17 protein-coding genes are annotated in these 17,164 nt (G+C 71.8%); 7 read left to right on the plus strand and 10 right to left on the minus strand.

Going from position 1 to position 17,164, the window contains the following annotated elements:
• Positions 1–5 precede the first annotated feature (5 nt).
• The 4 genes from BJ958_RS16595 (at position 6) to BJ958_RS16610 (ending at position 1,687) form a co-directional block, all read left to right on the plus strand.
• The gene (locus BJ958_RS16595) at positions 6–803 is read left to right on the plus strand and encodes a crotonase/enoyl-CoA hydratase family protein (RefSeq protein WP_179728032.1); all 798 of its coding nucleotides are present in this window, start codon (positions 6–8) and stop codon (positions 801–803) included.
• Between the two features lie 143 nt (positions 804–946).
• Complete coding sequence (locus BJ958_RS16600; RefSeq protein WP_179728033.1) at positions 947–1,087, plus strand: hypothetical protein; 141 nt, start codon at positions 947–949, stop codon at positions 1,085–1,087.
• 13 nt (positions 1,088–1,100) lie between these two features.
• Positions 1,101–1,418 (plus strand): DUF1294 domain-containing protein, encoded by a 318-nt coding sequence (locus BJ958_RS16605; RefSeq protein WP_218865810.1) that lies wholly within the window; start codon positions 1,101–1,103, stop codon positions 1,416–1,418.
• 116 nt (positions 1,419–1,534) lie between these two features.
• Positions 1,535–1,687 (plus strand): hypothetical protein, encoded by a 153-nt coding sequence (locus BJ958_RS16610; protein ID WP_179728034.1) that lies wholly within the window; start codon positions 1,535–1,537, stop codon positions 1,685–1,687.
• A gap of 6 nt (positions 1,688–1,693) precedes the next feature.
• Here BJ958_RS16610 and BJ958_RS16615 read toward each other — a convergent pair whose 3' ends face one another.
• The 7 genes from BJ958_RS16615 to BJ958_RS16645 form a co-directional block, all read right to left on the minus strand.
• Positions 1,694–3,502, minus strand: coding sequence for a cyclic di-GMP-binding domain-containing protein, MshE-related (locus tag BJ958_RS16615; protein ID WP_179728035.1), 1,809 nt, complete (start codon positions 3,500–3,502; stop codon positions 1,694–1,696).
• Positions 3,499–6,120 (minus strand): EAL domain-containing protein, encoded by a 2,622-nt coding sequence (locus BJ958_RS29110; RefSeq protein WP_179728036.1) that lies wholly within the window; start codon positions 6,118–6,120, stop codon positions 3,499–3,501. The genes BJ958_RS16615 and BJ958_RS29110 overlap by 4 nt, the downstream gene beginning before the upstream one ends.
• A gap of 78 nt (positions 6,121–6,198) precedes the next feature.
• Positions 6,199–6,483, minus strand: a complete 285-nt coding sequence (locus BJ958_RS16625) for a DivIVA domain-containing protein (protein WP_179728037.1) — start codon at positions 6,481–6,483, stop codon at positions 6,199–6,201.
• Entirely contained in the window at positions 6,480–7,406 is a 927-nt protein-coding gene (locus BJ958_RS16630) for an oxidoreductase (protein ID WP_179728038.1), read from the minus strand. The genes BJ958_RS16625 and BJ958_RS16630 overlap by 4 nt, the downstream gene beginning before the upstream one ends.
• 9 nt (positions 7,407–7,415) lie before the next feature.
• Entirely contained in the window at positions 7,416–8,231 is an 816-nt protein-coding gene (locus tag BJ958_RS16635; protein ID WP_179728039.1) for a maleylpyruvate isomerase family mycothiol-dependent enzyme, read from the minus strand.
• 25 nt (positions 8,232–8,256) lie between these two features.
• The gene (locus tag BJ958_RS16640) at positions 8,257–9,348 is read right to left on the minus strand and encodes a family 43 glycosylhydrolase (protein WP_179728040.1); all 1,092 of its coding nucleotides are present in this window, start codon (positions 9,346–9,348) and stop codon (positions 8,257–8,259) included.
• A 101-nt stretch (positions 9,349–9,449) separates the two neighbouring features.
• On the minus strand, positions 9,450–11,315 hold the full coding sequence (locus BJ958_RS16645) for an acyl-CoA dehydrogenase C-terminal domain-containing protein (RefSeq protein ID WP_179728041.1): 1,866 nt from the start codon (positions 11,313–11,315) through the stop codon (positions 9,450–9,452).
• Positions 11,316–11,508: 193 nt separating this feature from the next.
• On the opposite strand from BJ958_RS16645, the gene BJ958_RS16650 reads away from it, so the two are divergent.
• Positions 11,509–11,967: an RrF2 family transcriptional regulator gene (locus tag BJ958_RS16650; protein ID WP_179728042.1), complete on the plus strand. Its 459-nt coding sequence runs from the start codon at positions 11,509–11,511 to the stop codon at positions 11,965–11,967.
• Between the two features lie 374 nt (positions 11,968–12,341).
• On the opposite strand, the gene BJ958_RS16655 is transcribed toward BJ958_RS16650, so the two are convergent.
• Positions 12,342–13,010: a hypothetical protein gene (locus BJ958_RS16655; RefSeq protein ID WP_179728043.1), complete on the minus strand. Its 669-nt coding sequence runs from the start codon at positions 13,008–13,010 to the stop codon at positions 12,342–12,344.
• A 107-nt stretch (positions 13,011–13,117) separates the two neighbouring features.
• On the opposite strand from BJ958_RS16655, the gene BJ958_RS16660 reads away from it, so the two are divergent.
• Positions 13,118–13,570, plus strand: a complete 453-nt coding sequence (locus BJ958_RS16660; protein ID WP_179728044.1) for a nuclear transport factor 2 family protein — start codon at positions 13,118–13,120, stop codon at positions 13,568–13,570.
• A 46-nt stretch (positions 13,571–13,616) separates the two neighbouring features.
• Positions 13,617–14,102, plus strand: coding sequence for an FBP domain-containing protein (locus tag BJ958_RS16665; protein ID WP_179728045.1), 486 nt, complete (start codon positions 13,617–13,619; stop codon positions 14,100–14,102).
• Between the two features lie 10 nt (positions 14,103–14,112).
• Here the strand turns inward: BJ958_RS16665 and BJ958_RS16670 are convergent, their stop codons facing one another.
• Complete coding sequence (locus BJ958_RS16670; protein WP_179728046.1) at positions 14,113–16,437, minus strand: hypothetical protein; 2,325 nt, start codon at positions 16,435–16,437, stop codon at positions 14,113–14,115.
• Between the two features lie 93 nt (positions 16,438–16,530).
• Positions 16,531–17,163, minus strand: a complete 633-nt coding sequence (locus tag BJ958_RS16675) for a TIGR02453 family protein (protein WP_179728047.1) — start codon at positions 17,161–17,163, stop codon at positions 16,531–16,533.
• Between the last annotated feature and the right edge of the window lies 1 nt (position 17,164).

Here is a 17,164-nt window from a genome sequence, read left to right on the forward strand (position 1 = left end):
AGGCCATGAGCACCCACGTCAGCTGCACGGTCACCGACGGCATCGCCCACGTCCGGCTGGACCGTCCCGACAAGCTCAACGCGCTGACCCTCGACATCCTCGACGACCTCGTCGCCACCGCGCACGCGCTGCGCCGCGACAAGACGCTGCGCGCCGTCGTGGTCTCCGGCGAGGGGGACGCGTTCTGCGCCGGCCTCGACTTCGCGTCGGTGCTGCGCAACCCGGCCGGCGTCGCGAAGGCGTTCGTCCCGCGCCCGCTGCGCGGCACCAACACCTTCCAGGAGGCCCCGTGGGCCTTCCGCCGGATCCCCGTCCCCGTGATCGCCGCGGTCCACGGTCACTGCCTCGGCGGCGGCCTGCAGATCGCGCTCGCCGCCGACTTCCGCATCGCCACCCCCGACTCCCGCTGGTCCGTGCTCGAGGGCAAGTGGGGCCTGATCCCCGACATGTCCGGCATCCAGGCCCTCAAGGAGCTGGTCGGCATCGACCAGGCCAAGCTGCTCACCATGACCGCCGAGGTCTTCGACGGCTCGCGCGCCCACGAGCTCGGCCTGGTCACCCGCCTCGACAACGACCCGCTCGCCGGCGCGCTGCGCCTGGCCGAGGAGCTCTCGCAGAAGTCCCCCGACGCACTCGCCGCCGCCAAGCGGCTCTTCAACGACACGTGGACCGCCTCGCCGCGTCGCACCTTCGCGCGGGAGCGGATCGAGCAGGCCTACCTCCTCGCCGCCCGCAACACGAAGGCCGCCCGCGAGGCCGCGTTCAAGAAGGCCGACGCGGTCTACGGCCCCCGCGGTCGCTGACACCCCGGCTGCCTCCTCTGGCCCGGTCGGGTGACCACCTGGTCCATCGGGACCACTCCGGTTCGGGCCCGAACGGCCGATGAGTCCGGTACGCCGTTCGGGTCATCCTGATCGGAGTGACCCGATCGGAGAGGAGGCCAGCCATGGACCGGATCGAGCACCTCAGCCACGACCTGCCGTGCCTGGCCTGTGGGCACGCCGCCCACACCTACCTCGCGTGCAGCGACACCTGCGACTGCGCACCGACGGTGATGCCCGGGTCCGGCGCCTTCGCCGCTGCCTGACACGCTTCGGCCCGTGGTCATCGAACGCACGGACGTCCTGCTCGGCCTCGCTGCGGCGTACGTCGTCCTCAGCCTGGTCGCTCTCGTCCTCTACCGCGCCGACAAGCGCGCCGCCCAGCGCGGCGAGTGGCGCACCCGCGAGTCGACGCTGCACCTCGTCGCGCTCCTCGGCGGCTGGCCGGGCGCTCTCGCGGGCCGCCGCCTGTTCCGCCACAAGACCCGCAAGCAGCCGTTCGTCGCCGTGCTCTGGCTGACCGTCGCCACCAACTGCGCCGGCTCCCTGGTCCTGCTGCTGGCCGCGCCGTACGGCCTCGGCAGCATCTCCGGCTGACCGCTCAACGGGACTGCGGAACTTTCTGCAAGATTTCCGCGCCCACCATGTCGTATCAGGGCGAGCCGCTTCGTCGTCCTAGTAGAAGCAGCCGAGACCACGAAGGAGACACGGCCATGTGGAACACCACGGACACCCAGCACCAGCACCTCAGCCACGACCTGCCGTGCCCCGCGTGCGGCCACGCCGTGCACACCTTCCTCGCCTGCAGCGACAGCTGCGACTGCGCGCCGACCGTGATGCCGGGCTCCCTGCCGCTGGCCGCCTGAGCCCCGTCAGGCCGTCGGCGACCCCGACCAGCCGGCGCGGCGGCTCGACAGCACGACGAGCAGCGCGTGCCATGCAGCCACGGAGGCGACGACTCCCAGCACGGGCAGCGCTACGGCCTGCACGGCGGCGCGCCGACCGTGCCGCGGCGCGACGAGGCGGGCGGCCGTCGAGACAGCCACCGCCTGTCCGACGACGAGAGCGACGACACCTCCGGCACCGGCCCAGGCGGTCGCCGCGTCCATCTCACCCGCGCGCACGACGAAGGCCGTCGCGGCGACGAGCGCAAGGGGATAGGCCAGCAGGAGAGCCGGCCCGGCCAGGCCGAGCACGATCGCACCGGAGCGGGGGCGCGCGGCTCCCTCTGCTGGCGCCCGGACGGCCAGGGCCACCCTCGCCGCGGCGGCATCGAGGAGGCCGCCGGCCACCAGCACCCGTCGGCGGAAGGCGGCGAGCAGCCCGCGCGGCCGTCGGTGGGAGGTCGTCGAGTGCAGCAGGCCGGTGGGCAGCGACCGCGCGACGGCGCTGCCCGGAGTCATCGCGGACCAGCCTCCGAGTCGGCGCAGCACGCGCGTGTTGAAGTGGCTCGACGTCCACTCCGACCGGGTGTCGGACCGTTCCCGGTCCGACGGCTGGGCTCGGTCGAGCCCCAGCACGGACTCGAACCGGTCGGCGAGGCTCGCGAGCGAGTGTCGGTGTCGCCACACGTGGTCGGTGACGTCGAGCCTCATGAGGACCGGGTGTCGCTGGCGACCGGCCAGGCAGGCCTCGAGGTCGGACTCGAACACGGCCACGGCCTGTCGGAGCTGCGCCGGCACGGGAACGTCGTCGACGTCGTAGGCGACGACGTACCGTCCGCGCGCGTACGCCAGTCCCTCGTCGAAGGCCCGGACGCGGTCCGCCGCCACCTCCTGCGGCACGGGGACCACGCGCACCCAGTCCGGGGGTGCCGAGCGACGGACGGCCTCCTGGCCGCTGTCGGGCACCACGAGCACGACGTCCAGCCGGAACCGCGGGTAGTCGAGCGTCGCCAGGTCGGCGAGGGTGCGGGCGAGGACGGTCTCGTCGTCCGGCACCACGACGACGACGCTGTACACCGGGAGCAACAGGTCGCCGGCGCCCCCCGGTCCGGGACCACCGGCCTCGTCGACATCTCGGTCGGAGGCCACCAGCACGGCAGTCCTCGCAGCCCTGATCGCCGCGCCGCACTGCACCATCACGGCTGCGAGGAAGACCGCACCGGTGAGGGCCATCAGGGAGCTCAGGAGGCCCGGCGGGACGACCAGGGCCGAGGTCATCAGGTAGACGAGTCCGACAGCCAGCACGCCGGTCCGGGCGCACGGCCGCAGCCACCGCCGCTGCCGCGTGGCGACTCGGGGGACGTGTGACGCACCACGGCGGCGCACGCCGGCCGCGACGTGGTCGAGGTCGCGGCGCGTGCAGGCGACGAGCCGGACCGACAGACCGGGAAACTCCTCCTCGATCTCGAGGAGCAGGTCCGGGCCGGGCTGGACAGTCGTCGCGACCACCACGGCGTCATCGGTGACCTCGCAGGGGAGCCACCCCAGCTCCAGGCACCGGTCGATCTCCGTCCGGGCGAGCAACACCGGATCCGGCGGCTCGCGGTCGAGGTCACGCCAGACCATCCCCCACTGCTCGGCCAGTCCGTGGTGGAGCGCCTGGCGGCTGAGCGCTCCGGCGTCGAGGAGCAACTCCCCGAGGTAGCCACCCTCGACCTTCTGCCGCTCGAGCGCGTCGTCCAGCGCACCTGGCTCGACGAGCCCGCGCGCAACCAGCCGGTTGCCGATCCGGTTCATCCACGGCCCCCTCCGTGCGTCCCGGATCGCAACTCCCACGGGCCACCCCTCCCGGCGGCCAGCTCCTCCAGCCAGTCAACCATCGAACGCGGCTGTCCGAAGAGGAATCCCTGCAAGAGCCCGAACCCCAGCGCTGCCAGCTCCTCGGCCTGTTGCTCCGTCTCGACGCCCTCCGCCACGGTGACGACCCCGAGACCTGCCGCCATGGCCTGGACACCGGCGCTCACCGCGCGGGCGCGCGCACTGGTGGCGATCTCGCTGACGAAGCCCTTGTCCAGCTTGATGACGTCCACCGGCAGCTCGACGAGCTGGGTCAGCGCGCTGTACCCCGTGCCGAAGTCGTCGACGGCCACACGCACGCCGAGAGCCCGCAAGGCCCGCAGGTCGCGCAGCAGGGACCCGTTCACCGCGACCAGACGGGTCTCGGTGATCTCCAGGACCAGGAGCTCGGCCGGCATGCCGGTCTCGGCCAGGATCCGCTCGACATCGCCCCTCAGACCCAGACGAGCCAGTTCTCGTGCGCTGATGTTGACGTGCACGGCCAGGCGATGTCCGCGCACGAGCAGCTCGACGGCGTCGTCACAGGCCTGACGCAGCACGAGCGCTCCCACGCCGTGGATCAGGTCGCTCGACTCGAGCACGTCCAAGAACGCGTCCGGGGAGAGGGTGCCTCGTTCGGGGTGCTCCCAGCGAAGCAGGGCCTCGAGGGCGACGACCCGTCGCGCCCCCGCGTCGACGACGGGCTGGTAGTGCACCCGCAGCTCCCCGTCGCGGTAGGCCTCGTTGAGACGGTCGAGCACCTGCGCGGACCGCTCGAGCTCGGCCTCCAGGTCGGGGCGGTAGACCTCGAACCTGGCGCGGCCGCGGTCCTTCGCGGTGTACAGGGCGGTGTCGGCGCGCCGCAGGACCACCCGAGGATCCTCGTCGCCCTCAGCGAAGGTGACACCCACGCTCACCGTCGGCGTGAGCCGCCAGGTCCCGGCCTGCACCGGGGCCACCATCACCTGCTGGATGCGGGCGGCGAGACCGAGCCCGTCGGCGGTGGTCTGCAGGCGGGGGCACAGCACGACGAACTCGTCCCCGCCGATGCGAGCCACCGTGTCGTGCGGACGCACCACGCTCGAGAGGCGGTGTGCGATCTCGCGCAGCAGGTCGTCGCCCACGTCGTGGCCGTGACGGTCGTTGACCTCCTTGAAGTGATCCACGTCGACGTACAGGACGCCGACGACGAACCTGCTGCGCTCCGCCTCGGCGAGGGCGACCTTCAGCCGGTCCGCCCACAGGACCCGGTTGGGCAGCCCCGTCAGCTCATCGTGCAGCGCGATCGTCGCCAACCGCTCCTCGGCCGCCTTCTGGACCGTCATGTCGACCATCTGCAGGCTGAGCTCAGGCCGGGCCGGGTGCCCGGTCGCCCCGACCGCGGACAGCGCCGCGTCGACCCAGGCCGAACCCCAGGCGTCGGCGAGCTGGAGCTCGCCGCGCCAGCCGGTGTGCGCACCGGAGGCGAGCTCGTCGACTCCCGCCGCGAGCAGCGATGCCGACGCGTCCGTCAGCCAGGTGCACGGGTCCGTCCCCACCAGCTGCGCGCGGCTCCGACCGGTCAACGCCATCATCGCGCCGTTCACGTCCAAGACCTCGGGGGACGTCGAGCCGGTGGCCACGACGTGCGCGTTGGCGACCAGGGCGGCGTCCATGTGGGCCTGGAGCCGGTCTCGGTCGCGACGACTCGCGACGAGGGCTTCGGACCGCTCCTGAAGGGCGAGAGCCACCACGGCTCCGACGAGGGCGAGGACGAGGATGAGGGCCTGGGCCTCCAGGATACGCGGTTCAACCCGCGGGATCAGCGAGAACGGCCCGTGGCCGGCGCGCGTGGCAACGACGACGAGCACGCCCTGGGCTGCCGCGATGACGCTGGTCACGGCGGGCCCGCACCGCAGCGCCGCCGCCACGGTCAGCGGGATCAACGCGAACGCGACCGGCCACCGCACCAGGACCAGCGCGAGCGATCCGGCGAGCACGGTCAGCACGAGGACCGCGGAACCGGCCCGGTGCGCACGGCTGCCGCTGGCGCGGAGCCGGGGGACGGCCAGCAATGCGGACGCGACCACGAAGGTGCTGATGCCGTTGCGCGCACCGATCAGGCCGATCCCGTCCCAGACCTCGGTACCGAACCGCGCCGCGGCGACCACACCGCCCAGGAAGGCACTCACCCCCGCGCTCGCCGTCGACGCACACAGCAGTGCCGCGACGTCGGAGAGCGAGGCCATCGGGCGCGCGGTGCGCCATCCGGCCAGCCTGCCGAGCACGGCAACACCGACCAGGCCGTGGACAACGTTGACGCCGGCGAAGAGCCACGAACCGAGTGGCTCCACGCCGGTCACCCAGTTGACCGTCCCGGTCACCGCGCCGAGCACCGCGACCGCCAGCCCACGTCGGCGCCCGGCGCCGGCGCGCAGGAACCACACCACCGACACCCCCGCCGCGGGCCACACCAGGGCGAGCTCGGTGTCCACCCGGCTGAGACGTCCGACCAGCATCGCGCCGGCGTACAGCACGCCCCAGGCGATCGTCTCCGTGGTCAGCGCAAGGCGCGCACGCAGCGCGGAGTCACCGGTCACCCGGCCAGCGTCGGGCATGGTCGAGATGGCCGGGAGGGGCGAAGGTCCCGTTCCTCGGCAAAGAAAGCGGTACGGCGCTCAGGCCTCGGCGCGGCGGGCGACCTCGGCCAGGAGGGTGTCGACGTCCACCTGGCTGTAGCCCTCCCGCAGACGGGTGGTGGCGAAGGTGGCGGACGCGACGAGCGGTCGGACCGGTCGGCCCGCGGACAGCGCGTCCACGAGCCGGTCGAGGAGGTCGTCGACCTCGCGCATGTCGTAGCCGGTCACGAAGCGCACCGGCCTGAACCGGGACTCCCGGATCAGCGTCGCCAGGACGTGGGGGTGGCGCTCCGGGAAGTAGCGGTTCGCCCCGTCGTCCGTCACGGGTACCTCAGGTCGACGGTCTGCTCGCTGATCTCCCACAGGCGCCGCGCGTTCTCGTCGTTGCGCGCCAGCCGGCTCCGGCCGACCGTGCGGGGCCTTCCGGAGAGCTGGCGGAAGCCGCCCGGGCCGACGAAGGTGTTGCCGGGCAGGTCGGCGGTGGCGGCCATGAGCGAGGGCCAGGCGCCGGCCGCGGCGGTCTGGGACACGGCCCTCACACCGGCGTCGAGGATCGAGGCGATGCCGCCGGAGGAGCGGCCGTACTGGCCGTTGGCGGCCAGGTGGGTGCCGGCGAAGCCGGGATGGGCGGCGAGGGCACGGACGGGGAGGTCGGCGGCGCGCAGGCGGCGGTCCAGCTCGGCGGTGAAGTAGAGGTTGGCGAGCTTCGTCTGCCCGTAGACCCGCCACGTGCTGTAGCGACCGGTCTGCTCGCGCGGCGGCCCGAGCGGCGCCTTCCCGGCGAAGGTGTGGAAAAGCGAGGACACCGTGACGACGCGTCCGTCCTCGCTCTGGACGAGCTGCGGCAGCAGCAGGCCGGTCAGCAGGAACGGCCCGAAGTGGTTGGTGGCCATCTGCAGCTCGAGTCCGTCGGCGGTGCGGGAGTACTTCGTGCCCATCACACCGGCGTTGTTGACCAGTACGTCGATCGGTCCGACCTGCGCGGCGGCGGCCGCAGCCGCGCGGACCGAGCTGAGGCTGGCCAGGTCGAGGTGCAGCGCCTCGAGCTGCGCGTCGGGGGCCTCGGCCCGGATCGCGGCGACGGTCTCCTCGACCTTCGCCGGGTTGCGCCCGGCGAGGATCACCCGGCCGCCACGGCGGGCAAGCTCCAGGGCCGTGTGGTGGCCGAGCCCGCCGAGGGTCGGGCCGGTGACGACGATGGTGCGGCCGGTCTGGTCGGGCAGGTCGGCGACGTTCCAGTCAGACATCGAGATCCCCTACGGCGTCGTGGCGAGGCTGGCGACGATCCGCTGCCCCAGCTCCTGGTCACCCGAGACCTTCACGGCCCCCGGCGCGGCAGCACGACGGCCGCCGGCCAGCACGATGAAGCTCTCGCGATCCATGGCGACGGTGACGTTCGGCTCGTCCGGCACGGCGGCCAGAGGCTGGGCACGTCCGTCCTCGCCCACCTCGACGGCGATCGGCGTGCTGCCCTCGACGGCGAGCACGGCCGTCGTGCCGGCGGGCGGGGCGACGCGCTTGCCGACGACGAAGCCGAACGCCTCGACGAGGTAGTCGGCGGTGTGCTGGGCGCCGGGGCTGTCGAGGCCGCCGGGGCGGCCGACCGCGCGGCGGATGTCCTGCTCGTGCATCCACACGTCGAGCGGCCGGTTGCGCAGCAGGGTCCGGGTGTTCCACCCGATCAGGCCGAAGATGCCGTCGGCCGGCGCCGTGGCGTCCTCCGGCGGCGCGGCGTCCAGTGCTGCGCGGCGCCGGGCGGTCGTCGTACGGATCTCCTCGATGATCGAGGCCGGCTCGCGGCCGCGGCGGGTGACGACGCCGATCTCGGTGAACTGGCCCATCGGGCTGGTGACGTGCGCGGGCTCGCCGATGTCGGCCGTCTCGTCGGGTCCGCCGGCGAGGATGGACTCGAGGTGCGCGGTGTGCGAGGCGACCGCCTTGACGTCCCAGCCGGCGAGGTCGGTCGGCGTGCTCCAGTCGTCGGGGCCGAGCTCCTCGAGCAGGGCGACGAGGTCTCCGACTGCGCTCCACCAGTTCTCGACGTAGCCGGCCAGCAGCTCGCGGTCGCTCATGTCGCCGACCCTATCGAGGCCGCGGTCAGTACGGCGTGGGAACGCGCTGCGGGACGCCGGTGCGCGAGAGGTACCTCTTCACCGTCGGCACGCCGCCCGGGAACGTCAGCCGCGCGCCGTACATCGCCCGCCGGCCGTACTGCTCGCCGCCGTTCCACGCCCAGTAGTTCACGCCCTTCGGCTTCGACGAGTGCAACCGCACCCAGCCGTGGAAGTAGAGGGTGGTCCGGCCTCGGTGCTTGACGATGTCGCCACCGGCCGGCCCGCAGAGGCCCTGGGTGATGGTGCTGTCGAGCAGCACCGTGGGGGCGGAGAGGGACCAGTCGGTCATCGACGCGGACTGGCGCCAGGTCTCGGCGTACGAGCACCGGGCGAAGTCGCCCTCGGACGCGAACAGGTAGTAGATGCCCGCATGCCGCGTCAGGACGGGGTTCTCGATGACCCCGGTGGAGCGGACCAGCTCGGCGCTCGGGTTCGCCGGGTCCTGCCCGGTGCGCACCCGGAGGCCGCTCCGGCTCAGCGGCAGCAACCGGATCGACGACGGCTTTCCGTCGGTCTTGTAGAGCAGGTAGGTCTGCTTGCCCTCACGGTAGAGCGACGGGTCGATGACGCCGCGGCTCGGCAGGTCCGGCGTGACGACGGGGTCCTGGGCGGGCGGCACCAGCGCCTGCGACGGGCACACCAGCGGCCTCCCCCCGACCGGCTTGAACGGGTCGAGCGCCTTCTTCGCCACGGCGACGCCGATGCAGCGGCCGAAGTCGCCGAGCCCGGCGACCGGGACGGCGTAGTAGAGCAGCCACTTCCGGCCGACCTTCGCGATGTCCGCGGCCCAGATGCCGCCCTCCGCGATCGCCCACTTCGGGCGGTGCGTGAGCACCGGCTGCTGGTAGCGCCACGGGTGGCCGGGGTCCTTGTAGGCGCGGTTGATCTGCGGCCCGGTCGCGACCACGACCATCCGCTTGCCGACCATCACCACGCTCGGGTCGCCGACGTTGCCGTTGAAGAACGGCTCGGGGTACTCCCGGTCGTCGGCGCGGGCCGGCGTACCGCACAGGGCGAGCACCAGCGCAGCGAGGACGGCGAGGCAGCAGGCGAGGCGTGGAGCGGTACGGGGCACCCGCAGACCTTAAGCGACCGCCGCGCCCTGCCGTGGCCCGACGTACGACGACGGCCGCCCCGGAATCCCGGAGCGGCCGTCGGCGGTGAGTCTGCGTGCAATCAGAACGCGGCCTCGTCGAGGTCCATCACGTCCAGGCCGGTCGCCTGGGCGATCTTGAGCTCGGCCGAGAGGCGCGGCAGGTTGAGCTGAGCGAACCACTGGGCTGCGGCGACCTTGCCCTCGTAGTAGGCCTGGTCGTTGCCGGCTCCGCCGTCGAGCTTGGCCAGCGCGACCTCGGCGCCGCGCAGCAGCAGCCAGGCGCAGACCACGTCACCGAGCGCCATCAGCAGGCGCGTGGTGTTGAGGCCGACCTTGTAGATGTTCTTGATCTCGTCCTGGGCGGACATGAGGTCGTTGATCATCAGGCTGACCATGGCCTCGGCGTCGGCGAGCGCGTTGGCGAGCAGCTCGCGCTCGTTCTTGAGGCGACCGTTGCCGGCCTCCGACTCGATGAACGCCTTGATCTCGCCCGCGATGTGGCCCAGCGCCTTGCCCTGGTCCTTGACGATCTTGCGGAAGAAGAAGTCCTGGCCCTGGATCGCGGTGGTGCCCTCGTAGAGGGTGTCGATCTTCGCGTCGCGGACGTACTGCTCGATCGGGTACTCCTGCAGGAAGCCCGAACCACCGAAGGTCTGCAGCGACTCGGTGCCGAGCAGGACCCACGAGCGCTCCGAGCCGTAGCCCTTGACGATCGGGAGCAGCAGGTCGTTGACGGCCTCGGCGAGCTCGTTGCGCTCCCCCGCGGCCTTGGCGAGCTGGACCTTGTCCTGCCAGGTGGCCGTGAACACGACCAGCGAGCGCATCGCCTCGGCGAACGACTTCTGGGTCATCAGCGAGCGGCGGACGTCGGGGTGGTGCGTGATCGTCACCCGCGGCGCGGCCTTGTCGGCGGACTGGGTGAGGTCGGAGCCCTGGACGCGCTCCTTGGCGAACTCGAGCGCGTTGAGGTAGCCGGTCGACAGGGTCGCGATGGCCTTGGTCCCCACCATCATGCGGGCGTTCTCGATGACGTCGAACATCTGGCGGATGCCGTCGTGCACCTCGCCGAGCAGCCAGCCCTTGGCGGGCTCGCCGCCGCCGACCTGCGGGTCGCCGAAGGTGAGCTCGCAGGTGTTGGACACCTTGATGCCCATCTTGTGCTCGACGTTGGTGACGTAGACGCCGTTGCGCTCGCCGGTCAGCTCGCCGGTCTGGTGGTCGAAGTGGTACTTCGGCACGAGGAAGAGGCTCAGGCCCTTGGTGCCCGGGCCACCCACGCCCTCGACGCCCTTCGGGCGGGCGAGGACCAGGTGCATGATGTTCTCCTGCAGGTCCGACTCGGCGCTGGTGATGAAGCGCTTGACGCCGGAGATGTTCCAGGAGCCGTCCTCGTTGGGCGTGGCGAAGGTCTTGCCGGCACCCACGTCCGAACCCGCGTCGGGCTCGGTGAGCACCATGGTGGCGCCCCACAGGCGCTCGACCATGATCTCGGCGATGCGGATGTCGCGGGCCACGCCGTTGGCGTTCTTGAAGACGACCGAGCCCATCGAGGGGCCGGTGCAGTACATCCAGATCGGCGCCTGCGCGCCGAGCACCATCTCGCCGGTGGTCCACACCAGCGACGGCGGCGCGGTGGTGCCACCGATCTCCTCCGGCAGGCCCAGGCCCCAGAAGCCGGACTCCATCCAGGTGTCGTACGACTTCTTGAACGACGCGGGGACCGGCGCGGTGTTCGTCTTGGGGTCGAACACCGGCGGGTTCCGGTCGGAGTCGACGAACGACGCCGCCAGGTCCTCGCGCGCGATGCGCTCGACCTCGGAGAGGATCTCGCGCGCGGTGTCGGCGTCCATCTCCTCGTAGATGCCCGTGCCGAGGTAGTCCTGCACGTTGAAGAGCTCGAAGAGGTTGAACTCGATGTCGCGCAGGTTGCTCTTGTAGTGGCTCACAGTTCCCACCGTTTCCAGTTTCCAGGGATTCATGGAGTGGCTTCGCCGTGCTCGTCATGAGCACTGCTACTCACCAGTAACTTCATGATACGGGGGGTGCTAGCAGCGGGCAAGCACCGGGGTAGCGGGATCGCTCACACCGATCCACCCCTAGGTCGACTGAATAGATCGAGCAATCTGACAGACTGACCCCATGCGCGTCTCCGCCAAGTCCGACTACGCACTGCGGGCCCTGATCGCCATGGCGAGCAGGTCCGACGGGCGAGCCGTCAGCGCGGAGGAGCTCGGACGCCTCCAGGACATCCCCCACGGCTTCCTCCAGGCGATCCTCGCCGACCTGCGCCGCGCCGGCATCGTGATGTCCCAGCGCGGCCAGTCCGGCGGCTGGCGGATGGCCCGCGAGGCCACCTCCGTCTCGGTCGCCGACGTGATCCGCGCCGTCGACGGCCCGCTCGTCTCCGTCTACGGACTGCGCCCCGAGGCGGTCAACTACAACGAGGCCGCCGAGGTCCTCCAGCACGTCTGGATCGCCGCCCGCCGCGCGCTGCGCGAGGTCTTCGAGGACGTGTCGATCCAGCAGCTCGCCGACGGGCACCTCCCCGACGCCGTCACCAGCCGCACGGCGGACGACGACGCCTGGGCACCGCACTAGTTTGGCCGTCGCTTCGCTCCGGCATGTCGCGCGCGCTTGTGCGCGTCGCCTTCCTCCGCTGCGCCCGCTGGCGCTCGCTCCGCTCCGTCCAGGCAACGCGGCGCGCGCGACGGGGCTCGGCTGATTGTCCTGCGCGGACGAGCGTCATTCGGCTGGATCCCGTCGGGCGCCCCGCGTGATCTGGACCGAGCGGAGCGAGCGACCGAGCGCTAGCGAGGAAGCGAGCGCAGCGAGGGAAGATCACGCGTCAAGTGGGCGCCCGACATGCGCGAGCGAAGCGAGCGCCAAACCAACACCGTGAGTCGCTCACGCAGCGCATCAACCCCGCGCCCACCCAGCCCTCGGACCCGTCCAGCCCTCAGCCCGTCCGGGGCTCATGCCGCGCTGTGCAACCTCCGCTTGAGCTTGCGCCGCTTCCGGTCCAGCTCCTCGAGCCGCACCTCCAGCGACGCGTTGCGCCGAGCCAGCCGCTCGACCTCCCGCAGCGCCTCGGGCAGCGTCTGCAGCGCGGCGGACGCGCTCGGGAGCCCGGTGAGGCCGAGGGATGCCGTACCGAAGCCGACGAGCTTGCCGAACGCCTTCCAGACCTGAGCCGGCTCGAGCCCGTCGGTCTCGATGACGTGCAGGCGCTCGGGCTTGCGGCACGCCGCCTGCCACTGGGCGACGGCGGCGGCCTCGTCGTCGAGGCCCGTGGTCACGACGATGTTGACCTGGTGGCCGGCGAGGGCGTCGACGAGCAGCGCGACCTGCTCGGCGGTGGCAGCAGCCAGGAGCGACTGGCTGAAGACGAGGTCGCACCTGCTCTTGCTCGCCCGGCGGACCAGGCGCGTCCACTGGCCCTCGACGTCGGCGCGCTTGAGGCCCCAGTCCTTGTGGGAGCGGGTCATCTCGACAGCGGCCCGGAAGCTCTCGGCGGTGGACTGGGCCAGGGAGGCGACGCCGAGCTCGACGAGGGCCGCGTGGTGGTGCGCGAGGGCGAGCTCCACGACGTCGCCGGCGCCCGGCATGCCGACATGGATCCAGGCCTTCTGCTTCTTCGCCATGCCGCCACGCTGACAGGCCACGATGAGCGGTCCGTGAACCCGCGGTGACGTGCAGCGGTCCATCCGAAGGGGTAGAACAGGTTCTAGATTCGGCCTACCATGACCGCATGATCACCTCCGACGCGATCGCCTGGAACGCCCCCAACGACCCGCACCCGGCCCGCGCGGCGTCCCAGCGGTCCTACTCCGCCGTGGCCAAGGGCGACCTGGCCGAGTGGCTGACGGTGTACGCCGAGGACGCGGTGCTCGAGGACCCGGTCGGCCCGTCGATGTTCGACCCCGAGGGCAAGGGCCACCACGGCCACGCCGGCATCTCGGCCTTCTGGGAGAAGGCGATCGCGCCGATCGACACCTTCGAGTTCCAGATCAACGACTCGTTCGCCAACCCGGGCAGCAACACCTGCGCCAACATCGGGCGGATCAAGACGTCCTTCGCCGACGGCTCGCACACGACGACCGACCTGATCATGGTGTACGTCGTCGACGACGACGGCCGGGTGAGGTCGATGAAGGCGTTCTGGGAGCCGGACCGCACGATGGCGAGCTTCACCTCCGCCTGATCCGGCGCGCGTAAATGGGTGGCGTGGGTTCGTAGGGTGGACCGACGTGGAACCCCTCACCGAGCAACAGATCCGCGCCTCCTTCGTGAACTGCTCGAAGGGTGAGGCCAAGCGGCTGCCGGTCCCCCGCGACCTGCCTGCCCAGCCGTGGGAGAACCTCGACTTCCTCGGCTGGCGCGACCCGCAGTCGCGGGTGCGCGGGTACGTCGTCGCGGAGGTCGACGGATCGCCGTACGGCATCGTCCTGCGGGCGACCGACGGCAGCGCCGGCGTGCCGCGCAAGAACCTGTGCGCGCTGTGCCTGACGCCGCACGGCTCGGGCGGGGTCGTGCTGATGGTGGCGCCGCGGTCCGGGAAGGCCGGGCAGAACGGCGACTCCGTCGGCACCTACATGTGTGCCGACCTGCAGTGCTCGCTCTACGTGCGAGGCAAGAAGGTCAGCGACCAGGGCCGGCTGCCGGAGTCGCTGCCCCTCGAGCAGCAGGTGGCGCGGCTGACGGACAACCTCGCCGCCTTCCTGCGCCGGGTCTGAGCCGCCGAGGTCACCGCTTGACCCGGATCCGCGCCGTGGTCAGGACGACGGGCGCCGACCCCGGCAGCGTCCAGGTCACCCTCGCGCTGACCTTCCTGCCCAGGTGGCGGCCGCCCAGCTTGAGCGCGGGCCCGGTCGCGCCGGCGATCACGCGCCTGCCCACCAGCCACTGCACGCTCACCACGGCTCCGGTCGGGGCGGAGGCGGGGATGACGACCTTGAGCCTCTTGCCGACCCTCGCCCTGCCCTTGAGCGTCGGGCTGCCCGCGACGGTGAGCGGAGTGGTCGTGCCCGGCCCACCGGGCGTCGCGACGACGGTGACCACCGTCGAGAACTCGCTGACCGCGTCGCCGGTGTCCGGCGAGCGGCTCTCGGAGACGACGGCCACGCGGGTGCCAGGGGAGATCGGCGCGGCGGGCGTGATCGTCCACAGCCCGTTGCCGTCGCCCTTGACCTGGCTCTGGCCGAGCAGGGCACCGACTCCGTGCGGCGCCGTCCCCGCCGCGCTGTCGGTCGCGTACAGGTAGACGTAGTCACCCGCGCCGCCACCGTCACCGCTCACCAGTGCGTCGCGGGCGACCTGGACCTGCGGCGTGGAGACGTTGCCGTTCTCCTCCGCCGGGTTGCCCGGGCCGTCGCCGTCGTCGGGCTTCCCGGCGCTCAGCCCGCCGACGTCGAGCATCAGCCCGGCGTTGCCGGAGCCTGTGTTGTGAAGAGCCTTGTTGTGACCGGTCGAGGCGATCGTGATCGCGTTGTGCAGGCTGTTGGAGACGGTGTTCCCGCTGCCGAGCACACTCCCGATGCTGTTGCGGGTCGCGACGTCACCGCCGACGTCCTTGACCACGACGCCCGAGCCGTTGGCGCGCTGGCCGGTGCAGGCGGCGCCCACCTCGTCCACGCCGATCCGGTTGCGGCTGACGGTGGTGCGGTCGCCACCGGCGATGACGACGGCCGCGCCGCTGGCGCTGCAGATGACGTTACGGTCCTCGACGACCGTCGACCCGATGTCGCTCCGATCGCCGACCACCCTCACCGCGTGCGCCATCGGAGCGGCCGTGCCGTCGGCCAGCAGTCCGAAGACGTTGCCGGTGACGGTCCCCTCGTCCCCGTTGAGCACGACGCCGGTCGCGTCGCTCGCGACGACGATGCGGCTGGAGGACACCCCTGCGTAGTCACCGTCGGCCGCGATGCCCACCACGGTCGGTGCGAGGGCGATCGCTCCCGTGGCGTCGGTCCCGATCAGCGTCTCCTGGATCGAGACGGACCCCTCCGGGCCCGTCTGTCGTACGCCGTAGGCACCGCCGGCGATCACGTTGCGCGAGGCCGGCCCGTTCGTCCCCGCCTGCACGAATCCGGGCCCGGCATCGATGCCGACTGCTCCGGGCGCGGCGGCGGGGGTCGTGCCGTCGCTCGCCAGACCGAGGTAGCTGCCGTTGACGTAGACGCTTGCGCCCACGGCGCCGGGCGCCACCCGGATACCGGCCTGGCTCATCTGGCCGATCGCATTGCAGACTCCGTCGCAGGCCGGGGTCGCGTGCTGTCCGGCACTGAGCGTGTTGCCGATGTTGACGCTCTGGGGCACGTCGGCGCCGTTCTCGGCGACCAGGATGCCGACCTGGCCGCCGGCCACGTCGTGGCCGTTCTGCTGTCCGGGCGCGCCGTCGGCGTTGAGTCCGAGGTTGGTCGCGTTCACCGCGACGTAGTCGGCCCCCGAGACCTCGATGCCGGTCGCGGCGTTGACGATCGTCGTGCGGAACTCGTCGTACTCGCTGCCGATCGACGCACGATCACCGGTCACCCGCACCCCGATCGACAAGGGGTGGGCGACGCCGAGGGTCGTCATGCCGACCCAGACCTGCGACAGCGTCGTGTCGGCCCCGCTCAGGGCGATGCCGACCGACGCGCTCTCCGAGCTGACGACCGCCACGTTCCGCAGCGCCGCGCCCTGGCCGGAGACGCGGACCGGTGCACCGGCGAAGTCACCCGACAGGGTCACGCACGGCCGGCTCGCATCGTCGGCGCACCCGTCGACGGTGGTGTTGGGTGGGATCGACACGTGGTTGCCGAGGGTGATCGTGGTGTCGGCCGGGAGGTCGATCGTGATGCGCACGACCGTCCCACCAGCGGAGGCGGCCTCTTGCAGCGCGGCCCGCAGCGTGCACACCCCACCCGCCGTGGCACAGGTCCCGTTCAGCGCGGCATCGGGGGCGTCGAGCGAACTGTTCACCGTGAACGGCGTGTCCGCGGAAGCCGGCGCCGCCGTGACCACGGCACTCAGGGGGACCAGCAGCAGGGTCAGGACGAAGAGCGCGAAGGGGCGAACGACGGAAGGCACGGCGAGGACGCTAGGTCCGTCGTACCGCCGCGCAGAAGGGCTCCGGAGCCGGTTGAGCAATCCCCCGGGCCAAGATGAGTAACGGGCCGCACGCTACTCGGCGATCGCGTCGGCGACCCAGGTGACGAGGGGGCGCAGCCGGCGCCAGTCCTCGCGCACGCGGTCGAGCAGCTCGGCGGTGTGCACGAACGGCTCGAAGCCGTAGGACCGCATCCCGAGCACGGTCTTCATCTTGAGCAGCTCGATGCGCGGGTGCTCCTTGTCGTAGCCCCGCGGCACCGTCTTGAGCCGCTGCCCGGTGACCTCGAACCCGCCGCGCTCGAGGTCGCGCAGGATCCGCTGCAGCAGCCTGCCGGTCTTCTCCTCGGCCATCGCCTCGCGCATCCGAGCCAGGTGCGCGCCCGAGGCCTCGTAGATCCCACCGCCGACGCGGACGCCGGGGGCCGCGACCTCGACGTACCACCCGGAGGCGGGACCGACGCCGACGAAGGCGCCCTGGTGCGTCTTGTAGGGCGTCTTGTCCTTCGCGAACCGGACGTCGCGGTAGGGCCGGAACACCTTCGCGGCGCCGAACTCCTGGGCGAGTGCGTCCGTCAGCGCGACCATCGGCGCCTTCACGCTGTCGGTGTAGACGGCCTTGTGGGCCTCCCAGAAGGACTTGGTGTTGTCGACCTCGAGGTCGTCGTAGAAGTCGAGGGCAGCGACGGGAAAGCCGGTGAAGTCCACG

Origin of the sequence: Nocardioides kongjuensis (assembly GCF_013409625.1) — a bacterium.
Classification (GTDB): Bacteria; Actinomycetota; Actinomycetes; order Propionibacteriales; family Nocardioidaceae; genus Nocardioides; species Nocardioides kongjuensis.